This is a genomic window from Cellulosimicrobium sp. 4261, assembly GCF_040546915.1.
Taxonomy (GTDB): Bacteria; Actinomycetota; Actinomycetes; order Actinomycetales; family Cellulomonadaceae; genus Cellulosimicrobium; species Cellulosimicrobium cinnabarinum.
Genome location: NZ_JBEPOQ010000006.1, coordinates 109,400 through 126,019, shown reverse-complemented (window position 1 = coordinate 126,019; position 16,620 = coordinate 109,400). Strand labels below are relative to the sequence as shown.

Here is a 16,620-nt window from a genome sequence, read left to right as displayed (position 1 = left end):
TCGGCAACGTCACACAACATCGTAGGGGAGTCGGGGCCGCGCCGGTCCCGTCCGGGTTTCGCCGACGACGAACCTCTCCCCCGCGACGTCGCCCGCCAGCCTACGGCGCAGGCACCTCGTCCGGGCGCGCCGTCCACCGCCGCCGGCGGCGGCAGCAGCAACGGCGGAGGGCCGCGACGTCGCAGGCACCGACAGGGGTGGCGTCAGCGCGCCGCGACCTCGGCGGCCAGCGCGGGCGCCAGGTCCCCCGCCGGCGCGACGTCGACCTCCGGCACCCCGAGCCACCGGCCCAGCACGTGCAGCTCGGCGGCGAGGCGCGCCGCCGTCTGCGGCCCGGCCGCCTGCTCGCGGTGCGCCGACTGCACCCGCAGCACCCCGGCCCGGCGGTCGGCCTTGAGGTCGACGCGCGCGGTGAGCACCTCGCCCTCGAGGAACGGCAGGACGTAGTAGCCGTGGACGCGTTTCGCCGCGGGCACGTAGATCTCGATCCGGTAGTGCACGTCGAACAGCCGCTCGAGGCGGGTGCGCTCGAAGACGAGCGGGTCGAACGGGTTGAGCAGCGTCGTCGCCGTCGCGCGCCGCGGGATCGCGGCGTCGGCGTGCAGGTAGGTCGGCTCGTCCCAGCCGCGCACGGTCACCGGGCGCAGGGTGCCGGCCTCGACGAGCTCGTCGAGCGCCGTGCGGACCGCGGGCCCCTTGAGCCGGAAGTAGTCGCGGAAGCAGCGCAGGGTCCCGACGCCGTGCGCGCGGGCGCCGATCTCGAGCAGCGCCCGGACGGCGTCGGCGTCCGCGACCGACGGCGCCGCGACGACCTCCGGCGGGAGCACGCGCTCCGTGAGGTCGTAGCAGCGCTCGAACGCGCCGTTGCGCCGCGCGGACGTGATCTCCCCCGTGAAGAAGAGGAACTCGAGCGCGCGCTTCGCGACCGTCCAGTTCCACCCCCACTGCGAGCGGTCGCGCGGGTGCGCCCGCCCCTCGGCCTCGAGGATCTCGTGCACCTCGCTCGCCGTGATCGGGCCGCGCTCCGTGACGAGGCGCCGCACGTCCTGGACCGCCTCGGAGTGGCTCATCTCGACCGCGCTGATGGTGCCCCACGCCTCCGTGCGGTACCGACGACGGCGCCACTCGAGCAGCGGCCACGTGCTGGGCGGCACGTAGGACGCGACGTGCGCCCACGTCTCCACGAGCCGACGGGGCGCGCGGCCCGCCGCGCGGTCGAGCAGGGCCGTGTCGTACGGGCCGAGCCGCGCGTAGAGCGGCATGAGGTGCGCCCGCGCGAGCACGTTGACCGAGTCGATCTGCAGGAGCCCGAGGCGGTCGATGACCCCCTGGACCTGGCGCATCGTCGGCGCGCGGCCTGCGGACCCGGCACCCGCGCCGTCGTCCGGGCGCTCCCGGTGCAGACCTTGCGCGGCGAGCGCGACACGGCGCGCCTGGGACAGGGACATCGACTCGGACCTCGACGGCGTGGCGACCACCCTCCGATCCTGCCCGCGCCCACCCACACGCCCACCCTGCGCGCACCCCGCCCCCGCCGAACAGGCGGTCCTGGCGCGTCCGGCGACCGGGACGCGCCAGAACCACCTGCTCGGCCGACCGGGATCGCCTGGTCGGCGACGGACACGGCGGGCGGCGGGGTCGGTCAGCGGGCGACGGGTCCGGACAGCACGACGCGCCCGGACCCTCGAGGGTCCGGGCGCGTCGGGTGCGGTCAGGCGCTCTTCTCGACCGTGGCGTCGGCGCAGTCGCAGGACGTGTCGAGCGCGACGACGCCGTACGTCCAGCCGCGACGGCGGTAGGCGACGGACGGGCGCGACGTCTCGATGTCGACGAAGAGGAAGAAGTCGTGGCCGACCATCTCCATCTCGTACAGCGCGTCGTCCACCGTCATGGGCTCAGCCCTGTGCAGCTTCTGCCGGATGACGACGGGCGAGTCGCCGAGCGTCGTCTCGACGGCCTCCCCGGGCTCGGTCGGCGCGGTTGGCGCCGGCGGCGGGGGTGCCTCGTGCGTGGCCGGGTCGTAGGGACGCACGTCGACGGGCGGCACGACGGTGTGGTTGCGGTGGTCCTTGCGACGGTCGCGTGCGCGGCGCAGCCGCTCCGCGAGCTTGTCCATCGCGAGGTCGAGGGCGCCGAACCGGTCGTCGGCCGCGGCCTCGGCGCGGACGACGGGTCCCTTGGCCCGCACGGTGAGCTCGACGCGTTCGCGGACCCCCGAGAGCCTCGGGTTGTTCTCGTGGGTGACCTCGACGTCCACGCGCTGCGCCGTGGGCGCGAGCTGCTGGACCTTGGCGAGCTTGTCCTCCACGTGCCGGCGGAAGCGGTCTGCCACTTCCGTGTGCCTGCCGACGACGACGATCTCCATGTGAGCCTCCGCGAGGATCTAGTGCGACGCCCGGCCCGGTGCGTCCGGGCGCCTCGTTCGGATTCGGTAGGAGCACCCGCTGCCGGGTGCGGTGGGCTACCACCTCCTTGCGGCGCAGGGCCGCGCGCTCGGTACGCTCGCGCGGCGGCGCACGTGTCCTGCACGTCCGTCGTCCGCGGCGACTGGCCCTCAGCCTAACCCCCGGTCCGGGGTGTCGGCAGCACCAACGGGAGCTGAACGACGGGACCTTCGGCCCCCGCGGCGCGGACCTCACCGAGGCTCCCCGGCGGACCGGCGTCGTTCGCCCGGCGAGGGGGTCGCGGCGAGCGCGACGGCGCCCAGCACGAGGGCGCCCGCGCTGGTCAGAGCCCTCTCGCACGCGGCGAGGGTCGCTCCCGTCGTGACGACGTCGTCCACGAGGAGGCACGCCACGACCGGTGCCGGCGCACCGCTCGGCGGGTGCCCCCCGGGCGGTCCTCGACGCCCTGCGGAGGGCGGCCCGAGGAGCGGTCCTCGACGCGCTCCGGAGGGCGGTCCGAGGAGGGGTCCGACGAGCCCTCCGGCACCGGTCCCGAGGAGCCTCCCGGGGGCGACGGCGACCGTGCCGAGACGGGCCCCGCGCGCCCGGGACCCGAGCCCGACCTGGTCGCGGGCGCGCCCGCGGTGCACGAGGAGGGAGACGCTCCGCGCGCGCGTCCCCGAGGCGTCGAGGCCGGCGGCGACCGCACGCGCGAGCAGAGCGACGGGGTCCCGCCCGCGAGCACGACGCGCGGCCCGCGTCGTGGGCGCGGGGACGACCAGCACCGGGCAGCGCCGGGAGCCCTCGCCCGCCGCTGCCCCGCCCGCCCCCGGGACCACTCCGAGCACCGGCCCGAGCACCGGGCCGAGCGTCGTACCCGCGCGCCGCGCGACGTCGAGGAGCGGCCGGTCGAGGTCCGCGCGGCCGCGGTCCTTCCAGGCGACCACGACGCCGCGCACCGGCCCGGCGTAGGGCGCCGGAGCCCACACGGGCAGGGGCGCGATGCCGTCGAGCCGGTCGAGACGGGGCGCGCCGCGCTCGCGCCGCCGGAGCGGGGCGCGCAACGGCGCGAGGCAGGACTCGCACCACCGGACGTCGGGGGCGTCGCAGCCGGGGCACGCGACGGGCAGGACGAGGCGGGCGACGTCGTCGAGAGCGGCGAGGAGCACCGGGCCAGCGTGCCCGGTGACGCGGCCGTCCGGCACCGGGGACCCGGCCCTCTGTGGACGACGCACGAGCCCGTCGAATCCCGACGCGGGCCGTCCGGAAGCCTGTGGTCGCCCGGCGCGCCCCGCACCGCCGGGCGCGCGGCGCCTCAGCCGGGGTACGTGGGCAGGCGGACCTCGGTCGCGATCTTCGTCCAGAGGCTCGACGTGCCCGCGGCGTACAGGCTGCTGTCGCTCGTCCCGACGAGCGTCGTGCCGACGCCCGTGGCCGACGCGAGCGAGACGGCGCCCTCCACGGGCGAGGCGGCGACCGTCGGCCCTCCGACGGGCACCCGTTGGACGACGACCTCGGACTCCCCGGACGCCCGGCCGAGGACCCCCAGGAGCGCGCGGTCGACCCACGTCACCTGGGTCGCGGCGGCGATCGGCTGCCCGACCCGGACCGGTTCGGAGAGCTGGGTCGGCCGGCCCGTCTCGTCGCGGACGATGCCCGCGACGTGGACCTGCGCCCCCGACCCCGAGTCGCTCACGACGGCCACCCGGGCGCCGTCCGGCGCGACCCGTAGCGACATCACGGTGCGCCCGTCGAGCCACGGCGCGGCCACATCGGAGACGGCCGCGTCGCTGCCGGCCTCCCGCAGGTCCACGACCTGCAGCGAACCGGCCTGCACCTGCGGGCCGCTCCAGACGTACTGGAACCGGTCGATCGACGGCGCGACGAGGCTCGTCCCGGTGAGGAGCGTGACGGGCGCGGCCTCCGCCGTCGGCACCGTGACGAGCCGGCCGGCGCCGTCCCGCACGACGTACGTGGCGTCGTCGGCCCGGCCGCGGAACGCGAGCGCGGTGGGCTGGAGCCCGGCGAGCGGCGCGGCCGACGTCACCGCCCGCGTCGTGCGCCCTTCCAGGCTCATGATCTGGTCGCCCGAGAGCACGACCGGCTCGTCGGGCGTGGTGGCCACGCCGATGGTCGGGACGTCGTCGGCCGAGAGCTCCGAGCCGCCCACGCCCACCGTGATGTCGACGGGCACGCCGAGCGAGGCCTGGAGCTGCGCGATGAGCATCGCGCGGTCGGCCGGCGAGGCCGCGGTCACCGGGTCGTTGAGGGGCACCGCGACCCTGCCCTCTCCCGGCGGGACGGAGTCGATGCTCAGCGAGGTCCCCTCGGGCGCGACCGTCGCGACGGAACCCGCGAGCCAGTCCGCCGGGCCGCGCAGCGTCTCGCGGACCGCGAGCGCCTGCCAGTTCCGGCTCGGGAACCAGCGGGCGTCGGGCACGAGGTAGGTCCGGTCCAGGGTCGGGAAGTAGAGGTTGGCCTGCTTGAACGTGCGCGCGAAGTTCGTGGCCGTGATCGTCAGCCCGTCGTCGACCACGTCGATGCGCCACTGGTCGTCGGCGTCGCGGACGAGGCCGTAGGAGACCTCGGTCGTCCGACCGGGCGCCTGCTCCGTATAGACGCCGCGCGCGTCCACGGTGCCCACGACGTCGGCGGTGGCGCGGACCGTCGTCGTGCCGCCCTCGATCGCCGCCTCGTCGACGTCGAGCTGCGGCACGTCCTCGAGGATCGCGACCTGGGAGACGGGCGACCAGTCGTCCTGCGCGTCGCGCGTGAGGAACTCGGACGCGACGTCGAACGAGCCGCGCGCGCCCTGGGCCTGGGCGGCCAGGAAGCCGCGGACGATCTGGTCGGGCGACGCGTCGCGGCGGGGAGACGCGGCGCTGACGAACGGCTGGCCCGGGTCCTCCGGCGTCGCCTCGCCCTCGACGACGGGACCGGAGGTGGGGATCGAGGCGCACGCCCCGAGGGCGGCGACCCCCACGGTCGCGAGGCCGACCGCGAGCGCGCGGCCGACCCGGCGCCGCAGGCTCGCGCGCCCCGCGGTCGGACGCCGCAGGGTCCCCGTCGTGGTCATCGCCCCTCCTGGACGTCGTCGGGGCCGGCGGCCGGACCACCGCGGGAGCCGGGCACCGTGGCCCGGCCGTGCTGGGGCGCGTGGTCGCGCGGGATGACGACGGGGATGCCGCCGGTGACCGACGGCAGGTCGGCGGGGCCCGCCGTCCCCTCGACGTCCTCGACGACCGGCGTCCGCACGCTCCACTCCGCGGGCAGCCCGCGGCCGGTCGCCGCCTCCGAGACCAGCGGCAGCGGGGACGACTGGAGCCGGATCCCGGCGCGCCGCGGGAGCGTGAGCCGGAAGCTCGCGCCCCGGCCGGGGCGGCCCCACGCCTCGAGCCACCCGCCGTGCAGGTGCGCGTCCTCGAGGGAGATCGCGAGCCCGAGGCCCGTGCCGCCGGTCGTGCGGGCGCGGGCGGGGTCGGCGCGCCAGAAGCGGTCGAACACGTGCTGGACCTCGTCGGTCGTCATCCCGACCCCGTGGTCGCGCACCGTGACCGCGACGGCGTGCCCGTCGCCGTCGACCGTGATCTCGACGGGACGCTCCTCGGCGTGCTCGATCGCGTTGACGACGAGGTTGCGCACGATGCGCTCGACGCGCCGCGGGTCGATGTCGGCCGTGACGGGCTCGTCGCCGAGGTGGACCGACAGCCACACGCCCTTGCGCTCGGCGAGCGGGGCGGCGTGGTCGACGGCGGCGTTCACCACGTCGCGCAGGTCGCGCCGCTCGGCGTCGAGGACCGCGGCGCCGGCGTCGAACCGGCTGATCTCGAGGAGGTCGGCGAGCAGGTCCTCGAACCGGTCGAGCTGGGCCTGCAGGAGCTCGGTCGAGCGTCGCGAGACCGGGTCGAAGTCCTCGCGCGACGCGTGCAGCACCTCGGAGGCCATGCGGATCGTGGTGAGCGGCGTGCGCAGCTCGTGGGACACGTCGGAGACGAACCGGCGCTGGAGCATGGACAGCTCCTCCATGCGCCCGATCTGCTCCTGGAGGCTCTGGGCCATCTCGTTGAACGAGTGCGCGAGGGACGCCATCTCGTCGTGGCCCTTGACCGGGAGCCGCTCGTCGAGGCGGCCGTCCGCGAGCCGTTCCGCGACGCTCGCGGCCTGGCGCACCGGGAGCACCGCCTGGCGCGTCACGAGCGCCGTGATCCCGACGAGGAGAGCGAGCAGCACGAGCGCCCCGACGAGCAGGACCGACTGGAGGAAGCGCAGCGTCTCCTGGTCCGCCTCGAGGTCGTAGAGGTAGTAGAGCTCGTACGTGCCCGCGACCGGCACCTCGACGGTCGAGCCCACGACGATCCCCGGCACCACCGCCGACGACTCCGGGTGCGCCGGGTCGACCGGGATCGCCACGGACTGGAGGTACTGCTCGCCGTCCGCCGCGACGGTCGCCGCCCGCATCTCCGGCGACACGAGGCCGTCGAGCTGCTGGTCGGTCGACTGGTCGAGGAAGCCGACGGTGCTCGACCCGCCGGACTGCCACAGGAAGACGTCGCGCGACGACCCGGTGGTCTGGAGCATGGAGAAGAGGTCGAAGAGGAGGGACTGGGCCTCGGTCGGCGTCGACGCGGGCGACGCGTCGAGCGTGCGGCGCGCCTGCTGCGTGGACTGGGCGCTCTCCTGGTCGAGCTCGGCGGCACGCCGCTCGTAGAGGCCGTCGCGCATGGCGTCGGTGAGGTAGGCGCCGAGCGCCCCGACGGTCAGCACTCCGACGACGAGCGCCGACGTGACGACGCGCAGCTGCATCGACGAGCGCCAGCGCCAGACCACGCGGCGGACGGTCGCGCGCGCCCGGCGTCGCACGCGACGCCAGAGCCCTCGCCCGCGCCCGTCGGCGGAGCCGGCCGTCGTGCTCACGTGCGCGTCGCGCCCGCCTTGTACCCGACGCCGCGCACGGTGAGGACGATCTCCGGGTTCTCCGGGTCGTGCTCGATCTTGGAGCGCAGGCGCTGCACGTGGACGTTGACGAGCCGCGTGTCCGCCGCGTGCCGGTAGCCCCACACCTTCTCGAGGAGCACCTCGCGCGTGAAGACCTGCCACGGCTTGCGCGCGAGCGCGACGAGGAGGTCGAACTCGAGCGGGGTCAGCGACACCTGCTCGCCGCCGCGCGACACGCGGTGCCCCGTGACGTCGATCTCGACGTCGCCGATGGACAGGTGCTCGGGGGCGGGCTCCTCGGTGCGGCGCAGGCGCGCCCGGATGCGGGCGACGAGCTCCTTGGGCTTGAACGGCTTCGAGATGTAGTCGTCGGCGCCCGACTCGAGGCCGAGCACGACGTCGACCGTGTCGCTCTTCGCCGTGAGCATGATGATGGGGACGCCGGACTCCGCCCGGATGAGGCGGCACACCTCCGTGCCGTCCTTGCCCGGGAGCATGAGGTCGAGCAGGACGAGGTCCGGCTGCGTGGTGCGGAACGTCTCGAGCGCGAGGTCGCCGTCCGCGCAGAACACCGGTTCGAAGCCCTCGGAGCGCAGGACGATGCCGATCATCTCGGCCAGGGCGGTGTCGTCGTCCACCACGAGCACACGAACCTTCATGCGGACATCTTGCCATCGACGGGCCCGACCTCGGGGCGGCCGGGGCCCGCGGCGAGGGTGAACCCGTGGGCGGGCGCCGCCGACGGTGCGGGCCGGGCGGCCGACGCGCAGGGCCGCGTACTAGGGTGGCCTCGCCGCCGTTGCCGATCCTCGCCCGGCGGCCTGGACCGACGCCCGAGCCGACCGCGGGGGACCACGAGCACATGAGCACACCCGACACCTCCGGCACGCCGGACGGTGCCACGCCCGACCCGACGACGGCCCCCGGCCCCACGCCGCCCGCCGCGCCCGGTCCGGGCGGCGACGCGAGCGGCTGGGGCGCGCCGTCGTACGGCGCCCCCGGCTACGGGGCCCCCGGCTCGCCGGCCCCCCAGCCGCGGTACGGCCAGTACGCACCCGGCCACGAGCCCGGTCAGCAGACCCCGCCGGACCAGCCGCCCGCACCCGGCGCGTGGGGTGCCCCGGGCGCCGCTCCGGGACAGCCGGGCTACGGCCAGCCCGGCTACGGCCAGCAGCCGGGTTACGGCCAGCAGCCCGGTGACGGCCAGCAGCAGCCGGGATTCGGTCAGCAGCCCGGCTACGGACAACAGCCCGGCTACGGCCAGCAGCAGTACGGGCAGGGCCAGTACGGGCAGGGCCAGTACGGGCAGCAGCAGTACGGCGCGCCGGGCTACGGCCCGCCTCCCGGCCTCGCGGGCGCACCCTACGCACCGCTCGCCGCGAAGCCCGGCATCATCCCGCTGCGCCCGCTGTCGCTCGGCGAGATCTTCGACGGCGCGTTCGGCGCGATCCGCCACAACCCCCGGGTCGTGCTCGGCATGAGCGCGCTCGTCGTCGTGGTGGCGACGCTCCTCGGGACCTTCCTGGGCTGGGCGTTCTCCGGCTACGTCGCCCAGTACTTCGACGTCGTGCTCGACGAGGCCACGTTCCCCGGCTTCGACGAGAGCTTCGCCACGACGCTCGCCAGCTCCTTCGGGATCCAGGTGACGACGTTCTTCGCCGCTCCCGTCATCGCGGGACTCCTCACCGTCTCCGTCGGGCAGTCCGCGATCGGGCGCAAGGCCGGCGTCGGCGAGGTCTGGTCCCAGGTGGGACGGCGCACGTGGTTCCTCATCGCCTTCCCCCTGCTGACCGGGCTGGCCGCGTCCGTGGCGCTCGGCCTGGCCACGCTCCTCGTCGTCGCGGGCTTCGCGGTCTCCGAAGGGCTCGGCGCGTTCCTCATCGTCGTCGCCCTGCTCGCCTGGCCCGTGCTCATGGTCTGGGTCGGGACGCGGACCGGGCTCGTGCCACCCGCGCTCGCGCTGGAGGGGCAGCCGTTCTGGCAGACCGTCAAGCGGGCGTGGCTGCTCACCCGCGGCAGCTTCTGGCGCCTCTTCGGCATCTACCTGCTCGCCCTCGTCGCGATGAGCTTCGTCTCCGGGATCGTCGCGTACCCCGCGAGCCTCGCCTCCTCGTTCCTGCTCATGGCGGGCCAGACCTTCCTCTACCACGTCGTGCAGGCGATCGGCGTCGCGCTCTCGATGATCCTCACGTCGGTCTTCATGGGCTGCATCGTCGCGCTCCTCTACATCGACGTGCGCATGCGCCGCGAGGGCCTGGACGTCGAGCTCGCCGCGGCGGCGAGCGAGCAGCCGCCCGCATGACCGTGCGGTCGCTCGCGGCCGACGTGCCCGTGCAGCCGGGCGCCGACGAGGCCCGGCGCTGGCTCGTCGGAGAGCTCGCCGGGCCGGAGTACCGCACGGACCCGTCGCTCCTGCAGCGGTTCCTCGAGTGGCTCCAGGGGCTGTTCGACGGCGCGCCCACGCTCGACCTGGGCGGCCCGCTCACGGCGGTGGTCGTCGTCGTGGCGGTCGCCGTCGTCGCGGCGATCGCCTACTGGGTGGCCGGCCCGGTGCGCCTGTCGCGCCGCGCGAAGGCCTCCGCCGTCGTGCTCGACGACGACGCGCGCACCGCGGCCGAGATGCGGGCCGCGGCCGACGCCGCGGCGGCCCAGGGCGACTGGGCGACCGCCGTGCTCGAGCGCTTCCGCGGCGTCGTGCGCTCGCTCGAGGAGCGCGCGGTCCTCGACCCGCGTCCCGGACGCACCGCGTGGGAGGCTGCGCGGACGGCGGGCGAGCGCCTGCCCGACGTCGCGGACGGGCTCGAGCGCGGCGCCCACCTGTTCGACGACGTCGCGTACGGCGCGGCGACCGTCGGCCCCGAGGCGGACGCCTTCCTGCGCGCGCTCGACGAGCGGACGCTCGCGACGCGTCCCGCGCTGCGCGCGGAGCTCGCCGCGGCCGTGCCGGGAGACGGCGCATGAGCGCCCCCACGACCCCGGTCTCCCCCGGCGCGGCACCCTCCGCCGGCGCGTCGGGCGACCCGCGGGCCGTGACGACGGCCTACGTGCCGGTCGTCGGCGACGGCACGACCGCCCGCTCGCGCGCCGCCGGCCGCTGGCGCCGGGCGCGCTGGCCCGTCGCCGTCGTCGGCGCGCTGCTGCTGCTCGCCGGGCTGACGGCGCTCGCTCGGCCCGCGACGTCGGCCACGCCGCTCGCGCCGGACAACCCGGGCCCCGCCGGGGCGCGCGCCGTCGCGCAGGTGCTGGGCGACCAGGGCGTCGAGGTCACCTACGTGCGCACGGTCGCCGACGCGGTGCGCGCCGCCGACGAGGGCGGCACGCTCCTCGTCGCGCAGGGCGACTACCTGCTCGACGAGCAGGTGGACGCGCTCGTCGGGACCCCCACGGACCTCGTGCTCGTCGCCCCGCCCGATCACCTGCTCGCCGCGGCGACCGACGGCGGCGCGGAGCTCGCGTACGACTGGGGGTCCGGCGCGTCGGCACGCCCGGCGCGCTGCGCGGACCCGGCCGCCCAGGCCGCGGGCTCGCTGCGCTCCGACGGCGTCGGCTTCGTCGCGCTCGACGACGCGACCGTCCTCTGCTTCCCCTCCCCCGACGACCCGTCCCTGGGCGCCTACCTCGTGCACGAGGCCGACGGGCGCACCGTGCGCGCGGTGGACACCTCCGCCGTCCTGCGCAACGACACGATCACCGAGGACGGCAACGCCGCCCTCGCGCTCTGGACGCTCGGCGCGCACGACCGCCTCGTGTGGCTCGTGCCCGACCCGTTCGACACGTCGCTCACCGACGACGGGGACGAGGCACCCGCCCTGTCCCTGCCGCCGTGGTTCGGCGTCGTCGCCCTGCAGGCGCTCGTCGTGCTGCTCGTGGTCGTGCTGTGGCGCGGCCGCCGGCTCGGCCCCCTCGTCACGGAGGACCTGCCGGTCATCGTGCGCGCCGCCGAGACGACGCGCGGCCGCGGCCGTCTCTACCGACGCGCGGGCGCGCGCGGCCATGCCGCCGCGGGGCTGCGCGCGAGCGCCGCCGACCGCCTCGCGCACCGCCTCGGCCTGCCCCGCTCGGCCGACGCCCCCACCGTCGTCGACGCCGTCGCCCGCGCGACGGGTCGGCCGGGCGACGAGGTCGCCCAGCTCCTGTACGGACCACCACCCGCCGACGACGCGGCGCTGCTCGAGCTCGCGCGTCACCTTGACCGGATCGAGAGCGAGGTCTACCACTCGTGACGCACCACCCCGACGGCTCCGTGCCGCAGCCCGACCGCTACGCGCCGCCCGCCCAGGACCAGGGCGTCGCCGACCGCGTGAGCGCGGCCGCCGGCCAGCCCGCGCACCAGCCCGGACCGGCGGCGCCCGCCCCGCAGGCGCCGTACGGCCAGGGCCAGGCGCCTGCTGCGCCCGCACCGACCCCCGCGCCGGCACCCTCCCCCGTGCACGACGCCCCGCCCGCGCCGTCGCCCGAGCTGCGCCAGGCGCTCGCCGCCGTCCGCAGCGAGGTGGGCAAGGCCGTCGTCGGGCAGGACGGCGCCGTGACGAGCCTGCTCATCGCGCTGCTCTGCAAGGGCCACGTGCTGCTCGAGGGCGTGCCCGGCGTCGCCAAGACGCTGCTCGTGCGCACGCTCGCCGCGTCGCTCGACCTCGACACGAAGCGCGTGCAGTTCACGCCCGACCTCATGCCGGGCGACGTCACGGGCTCGCTCGTGTACGACGCGCGGACCGCCGAGTTCTCGTTCCGCGAAGGCCCGGTCTTCACGAACCTGCTGCTCGCCGACGAGATCAACCGCACGCCTCCCAAGACCCAGGCGTCGCTCCTGGAGGCCATGGAGGAGCGGCAGGTCTCGGTCGACGGCACGCCCCGCCCGCTGCCCGACCCGTTCCTCGTCATCGCGACGCAGAACCCGGTCGAGTACGAGGGCACGTACCCGCTGCCCGAGGCCCAGCTCGACCGCTTCCTCCTCAAGGTCGTGCTGCCCCTGCCCGAGCGCGAGCAGGAGGTCGAGGTGCTCGCGCGCCACGCCGCCGGCTTCGACCCGCGCGACCTCGCGGGCGCCGGGGTGCGCGCCGTCGCCGCGCGCGAGGTGCTCGACCGTGCGCGCGCGGAGGTCGCGCGCGTCCAGGTCGCGCGCGAGGTGCTCGGCTACGCCGTCGACGTGTGCCGCGCGACGCGCCACTCCCCGTCGCTGTCCCTCGGCGTGTCCCCGCGCGGCGCGACGGCGCTGCTCGCCACGTCGCGCGCGTGGGCGTGGCTCTCGGGCCGCTCGTACGTGACGCCGGACGACGTCAAGGCGCTCGCGCACCCCACGCTGCGCCACCGCGTGCAGCTGCGGCCCGAGGCCGAGCTGGAGGGCGTGACGGCCGAGAGCGTGCTCGACACCGTGCTCGCGTCCGTCCCCGTCCCCCGCTGAGGCGTCGCTCGTGGCCCTGACGTGGCGCGCCGTCGTGCTGGCGGCGCTCGGGATCGTCCCCGTGCTGCTCGTCCCCGTGCCGGGGACGGTGCTCGTGTGGACGCTGCTCGTCGTCGCGCTGTGCGCGCTCGACGCGGCCCTCGCGGCGTCGCCGCGGCGCGTCGCGATCGAGCGGCGCGTCGCGGGCTCCGTGCGCCTCACCGACGCGACGGCGTCCCGGCTCACGCTCACGAACCTCGCCTCGCGGCGGCTGCGTGCGCTCGTGCGCGACGCGTGGCCGCCGTCCGCGGGGACGCAGGTCAACCGCCACGACGTCGACCTGCCGCCCGGCGAGGCGACGCGCGTGACGACCGTGCTCGTCCCGACCCGCCGCGGCGAGCGCGTCGCGGACCGCGTGACGATCCGCTCGTTCGGCCCGCTGCGGCTCGCGGCGCGCCAGGCCTCGCTCCCCGTGCCCGGGCGCCTGCGCGTGCTCCCCGAGTTCGCGTCGCGGCGCCACCTCCCGAGCCGCCTCGCACGCCTGCGCGAGATGGACGGGCGGGCCGCGGTGCAGGTGCGCGGCGAGGGCACGGAGTTCGACTCGCTGCGCGAGTACGTCATCGGCGACGACGTCCGCTCGATCGACTGGCGCGCGTCGGCGCGGGGTCGGGACATGGTCGTGCGCACGTGGCGGCCCGAGCGCGACCGCCGCGTGCTGATCGTCGTCGACACGTCCCGCACGTCCGCGGCGCGCGTCGGCGACGCGCCGCGCCTCGACGCGAGCATCGAGGCAGCGCTCCTGCTCGCCGCCCTCGCGGGGCGCGCCGGGGACCGCGTCGAGCTCGTCGCGTACGACCGCACCGTGCGCTCGCGCGTCGCCGGGGCTGCGGGGCCGCGCCTCATGCCCGCCATGGCGGACGCCCTCGCACCGCTCGAGCCCGCGCTCCTGGAGACCGACTGGCCAGGCCTCGTCAGCACCGTCCACGAGCGCCTGTCGCAGCGCGCGCTCGTCGTGCTCCTGTCGACGCTCGACGCCGCCGCCGTCGAGTCCGGCCTGCTGCCCGTCGTCGGGCAGCTCACGGCCAAGCACCAGGTCGTGCTCGCCGCGGCGGGCGACCCCGAGGTCGCCGCGCTGCGCGAGGACCGCACCGGGACGGCTGAGGCCTACGACGCCGCGGCCGCCGCGCGCGGCGAGATCGAGCGCGCCGCCGTGACGACCGTCCTGCGCCAGCGCGGCGTCGAGGTCGTCGACGCCCTCCCCGACGACCTCGCACCCCGACTCGCCGACACCTACCTCGCGCTCAAGGCGGCCGGCCGCCTCTGAGCCCCGCGGGGTCACCGAGCCGGAGCCGGTGGTCGCGCGAGACGAAGCCACGGTCGCGCGAGGTAGGGGCGCCCTCTCCCCCGACCGTCAGGGGCGGGAGGTAGGGTCGTTCAGCACGTCCATCCCGACCTCAGGAGACTCCCGTGGCCTGGCAGCCGACCGACCCCCGGCAGCGCGTCCGGCGCAACCGTCGCGTCGCGATCATCGTCGTGGTGGCGCTGCTCGCGACGTTCCTCGTCCCGGCCCTCGCGATCGTCCTGTCCTGACGGGGCGATGGTCGACGAGCGGTTCGGGCCGCGGCTGAACCACGACGACCTCAACCGTGCGCTGCTCGCGCGCCAGCACCTCGCGCCCTCGCGCGACGCAGCCGTCGTCGACGAGGTGCGTCACCTCGTCGGCCTGCAGTCGCAGGTCCCGTCGTCGCCGTACCCGGCGCTCTGGTCACGCCTGACGGGCTTCACACCGGACGACCTGGGCGACCGCCTGCTCGACCGCCAGGTGGTGCGCGTGGCGACGCTGCGCGGCACGGTGCACCTCGTCGCAGCCGACGACGCGCTCGAGCTGACGGCGCTCGCCCGGCCCGCCCTGGCGACCTACCTGCGGTCGCGCAACCAGCACGGGACGGCCCTCGCGCACGTCGACCTCGACGACCTCGAGCGCGTCGCGGACGACCTGATCGCCGAGCCGCTGACGTCGGTCGAGCTCGGGCGGCGCCTCGCGGAGCGGTGGCCCGACGTCGACCCGAAGCACCTCGCGTACGCGGCGCGCTGCCTCCTTCCGCTCGTGCAGGTGCCGCCCCGTGGCCTGTGGGGAGCGAGCGGGACGGGCACGACGACCACCTGGACGACGGCGCGGGCCTGGCTCGGGCGGTCCGACGCCGTCCTCGACGCCGTCGCGCACGGCACGGACCCGGACGCGACCCTCGCGGCGCGCGTGCGGCTCGTGCGCCGGTACCTCGCCGCGTTCGGGCCGGCGTCGGTGGCCGACGCGCAGCGCTGGGCGGGCCTGACCCGGCTGCGCGCCGCGGTCGACGTGCTGCGGCCCGAGCTCGTGACGTTCACCGGCCCGGCCGGCACCGAGCTCCTCGACCTGCCCGACGCGCCGCGCCCGCCGGGCGACGAGCCCGTCCCGGTGGCCCTCGCGGGCGACTTCGACAACCTGCTCCTGTCCCACGACGACCGCACGCGCGTCCTCGGGGACCTGCCGGTCACGAGCGTCGTGAGCGTCAACGGTCAGGTCGCGGCGGCGGTGCTCGTCGACGGCCGCGCCGCCGGCGCCTGGACGGCCCGCCCGGCGGCCCCGGCGGCGCGCGGCGCCCGAGCAACGACCCCGGCCGCGCGCGGTGCCCGAGCGGCGGGCCCGGAGGGCGGCACGCTCCCGGCCGCCGGGACGGACGTCGTCGTGCACGTCGAGGTACGACCCCTGCACGCACCGAGCGGCCCCGGCGCGTCCGACGACCGCGCGCCGAGCCCCGCCGACCGCCTGCGCGACCCTGCGGTGCGCGACGAGGTCGTCGCGCGCGCCGAGGACTGGGTGCGGTGCGGGTGGCCGCACGCGCGGGCGCGCGTCGTGCTCGACGACTGACGTCCGGCGTCGTGGGTCAGGCCGCGACGGGGGCCGCGTCGCCCGCGTGGTCGGCCGTGAGGTCGCCCGTCTCCCCGGCCCGGACCGCGCGGCGGCCGAGCACGATCGTGTAGACCCAGAACGCCGCGAGCGCGACGGCCCCGATCGCGATCTTGAGCCACCACGGCAGGTCCGACCCGGTGACGAACCCCTCGATGACGCCGGAGACCGCGAGCGCGATCGCGAGGCCGATCGCGACGGTGACGAGCGCCCGGCCCTCCTGCGCGAGGGCGCGCGAGCGCGGCAGCGGGCCGGGGTCGATCCACGCCCAGAAGATCCGCAGCCCGGCGGCGCCGGCGACGAAGATCGACATGAGCTCGAGCAGCCCGTGGGGCGCGATGAGCTGGAGGAAGAGCGGGAGCTCGCCGTGCGCGGCCATCATGCCGCCGATCGAGCCGACGCCGACCGCGTTCTGGAACAGCACCCACACGGGGAAGACGCCCGTGATCCCCAGGCCCACGCAGAACGCCGCGATCCGCGCGTTGTTCGTCCACACGACGGCGGCGAAGTCGACGCCCGGGTCGTAGTAGGACGCGAACGCGTCGTTCACGTAGTCCTCCTGGACGCTGGGCGGGCCCATGGACGCGAGGCCCTCGGGCGTCGTCGCGACCCAGACGCCCGCGACGACCGCGACGAGGAGGAAGGCCGCGGTCACGCCGACCGACCACCACCGGATCCGGTAGAGCGCCGCCGGGAGGGACACGGTGAGGAACCGCACGACGTCCCGCCACGCAGGCTCGTGCGCCCCCGCGATGCGCGTGCGGGCGCGCCCGAGGAGCACGGACAGGCGCGAGATGAGCACCGGGTCCGGCGCGACGGAGCGCACGGTCGACAGGTGCGTGGCGACGGACTGGTAGAGCCGGACGAGCTCGTCGGCCTCCGCGCCGTCGAGCGTGCGGCGGCGGACGAGCGCGTCGAGGCGGTCCCACTCCGCGCCGTGCACGTCGGTGAAGGCGTCGAGGTCCACGACCGAT

General features: G+C 76.4%; 14 protein-coding genes. 7 read left to right on the top strand and 7 right to left on the bottom strand.

Features of this window, described 5'->3' with window-relative positions:
• Positions 1-203 precede the first annotated feature (203 nt).
• The 6 genes from ABIE39_RS10185 to mtrA all read right to left on the bottom strand — a co-directional run bounded on the left by ABIE39_RS10185 (position 204) and on the right by mtrA (position 7,978).
• Positions 204-1,448, bottom strand: coding sequence for a DNA glycosylase AlkZ-like family protein (locus ABIE39_RS10185; RefSeq protein WP_175009144.1), 1,245 nt, complete (start codon positions 1,446-1,448; stop codon positions 204-206).
• A 263-nt stretch (positions 1,449-1,711) separates the two neighbouring features.
• Positions 1,712-2,365, bottom strand: a complete 654-nt coding sequence (gene hpf / locus ABIE39_RS10180; RefSeq protein WP_175009143.1) for a ribosome hibernation-promoting factor, HPF/YfiA family — start codon at positions 2,363-2,365, stop codon at positions 1,712-1,714.
• Between the two features lie 270 nt (positions 2,366-2,635).
• Positions 2,636-3,553 (bottom strand): ComF family protein, encoded by a 918-nt coding sequence (locus ABIE39_RS10175; RefSeq protein ID WP_354051605.1) that lies wholly within the window; start codon positions 3,551-3,553, stop codon positions 2,636-2,638.
• A gap of 146 nt (positions 3,554-3,699) precedes the next feature.
• Positions 3,700-5,460, bottom strand: coding sequence for an LpqB family beta-propeller domain-containing protein (locus ABIE39_RS10170; RefSeq protein ID WP_354051603.1), 1,761 nt, complete (start codon positions 5,458-5,460; stop codon positions 3,700-3,702).
• Entirely contained in the window at positions 5,457-7,298 is a 1,842-nt protein-coding gene (gene mtrB / locus ABIE39_RS10165; protein WP_342779588.1) for an MtrAB system histidine kinase MtrB, read from the bottom strand. Before mtrB ends, ABIE39_RS10170 begins: the two co-directional genes overlap by 4 nt.
• On the bottom strand, positions 7,295-7,978 hold the full coding sequence (mtrA, locus tag ABIE39_RS10160; RefSeq protein WP_034655451.1) for an MtrAB system response regulator MtrA: 684 nt from the start codon (positions 7,976-7,978) through the stop codon (positions 7,295-7,297). Before mtrA ends, mtrB begins: the two co-directional genes overlap by 4 nt.
• A 203-nt stretch (positions 7,979-8,181) precedes the next feature.
• On the opposite strand from mtrA, the gene ABIE39_RS10155 reads away from it, so the two are divergent.
• From ABIE39_RS10155 to ABIE39_RS10125, 7 genes are all read left to right on the top strand, one after another.
• Entirely contained in the window at positions 8,182-9,621 is a 1,440-nt protein-coding gene (locus tag ABIE39_RS10155) for a DUF7847 domain-containing protein (RefSeq protein ID WP_175009140.1), read from the top strand.
• The gene (locus tag ABIE39_RS10150; protein WP_175009139.1) at positions 9,618-10,280 is read left to right on the top strand and encodes a DUF4129 domain-containing protein; all 663 of its coding nucleotides are present in this window, start codon (positions 9,618-9,620) and stop codon (positions 10,278-10,280) included. The genes ABIE39_RS10155 and ABIE39_RS10150 overlap by 4 nt, the downstream gene beginning before the upstream one ends.
• Entirely contained in the window at positions 10,277-11,542 is a 1,266-nt protein-coding gene (locus ABIE39_RS10145) for a DUF4350 domain-containing protein (protein ID WP_354051600.1), read from the top strand. Before ABIE39_RS10150 ends, ABIE39_RS10145 begins: the two co-directional genes overlap by 4 nt.
• Positions 11,543-11,745: 203 nt before the next feature.
• Positions 11,746-12,720 carry an AAA family ATPase gene (locus ABIE39_RS10140; protein WP_209829619.1) on the top strand — a complete coding sequence of 325 codons (975 nt, stop codon included), beginning with the start codon at positions 11,746-11,748 and terminating at the stop codon, positions 12,718-12,720.
• Between the two features lie 10 nt (positions 12,721-12,730).
• A complete protein-coding gene (locus ABIE39_RS10135) occupies positions 12,731-14,023 on the top strand; it encodes a DUF58 domain-containing protein (protein ID WP_175009138.1) in 1,293 nt (430 codons plus the stop codon).
• A 143-nt stretch (positions 14,024-14,166) separates the two neighbouring features.
• Complete coding sequence (locus tag ABIE39_RS10130) at positions 14,167-14,289, top strand: hypothetical protein (RefSeq protein ID WP_255179365.1); 123 nt, start codon at positions 14,167-14,169, stop codon at positions 14,287-14,289.
• A 7-nt stretch (positions 14,290-14,296) separates the two neighbouring features.
• Positions 14,297-15,607 carry a winged helix DNA-binding domain-containing protein gene (locus ABIE39_RS10125; protein ID WP_354051598.1) on the top strand — a complete coding sequence of 437 codons (1,311 nt, stop codon included), beginning with the start codon at positions 14,297-14,299 and terminating at the stop codon, positions 15,605-15,607.
• Between the two features lie 16 nt (positions 15,608-15,623).
• On the opposite strand, the gene ABIE39_RS10120 is transcribed toward ABIE39_RS10125, so the two are convergent.
• The gene (locus ABIE39_RS10120; protein WP_085387529.1) at positions 15,624-16,613 is read right to left on the bottom strand and encodes a stage II sporulation protein M; all 990 of its coding nucleotides are present in this window, start codon (positions 16,611-16,613) and stop codon (positions 15,624-15,626) included.
• Between the last annotated feature and the right edge of the window lie 7 nt (positions 16,614-16,620).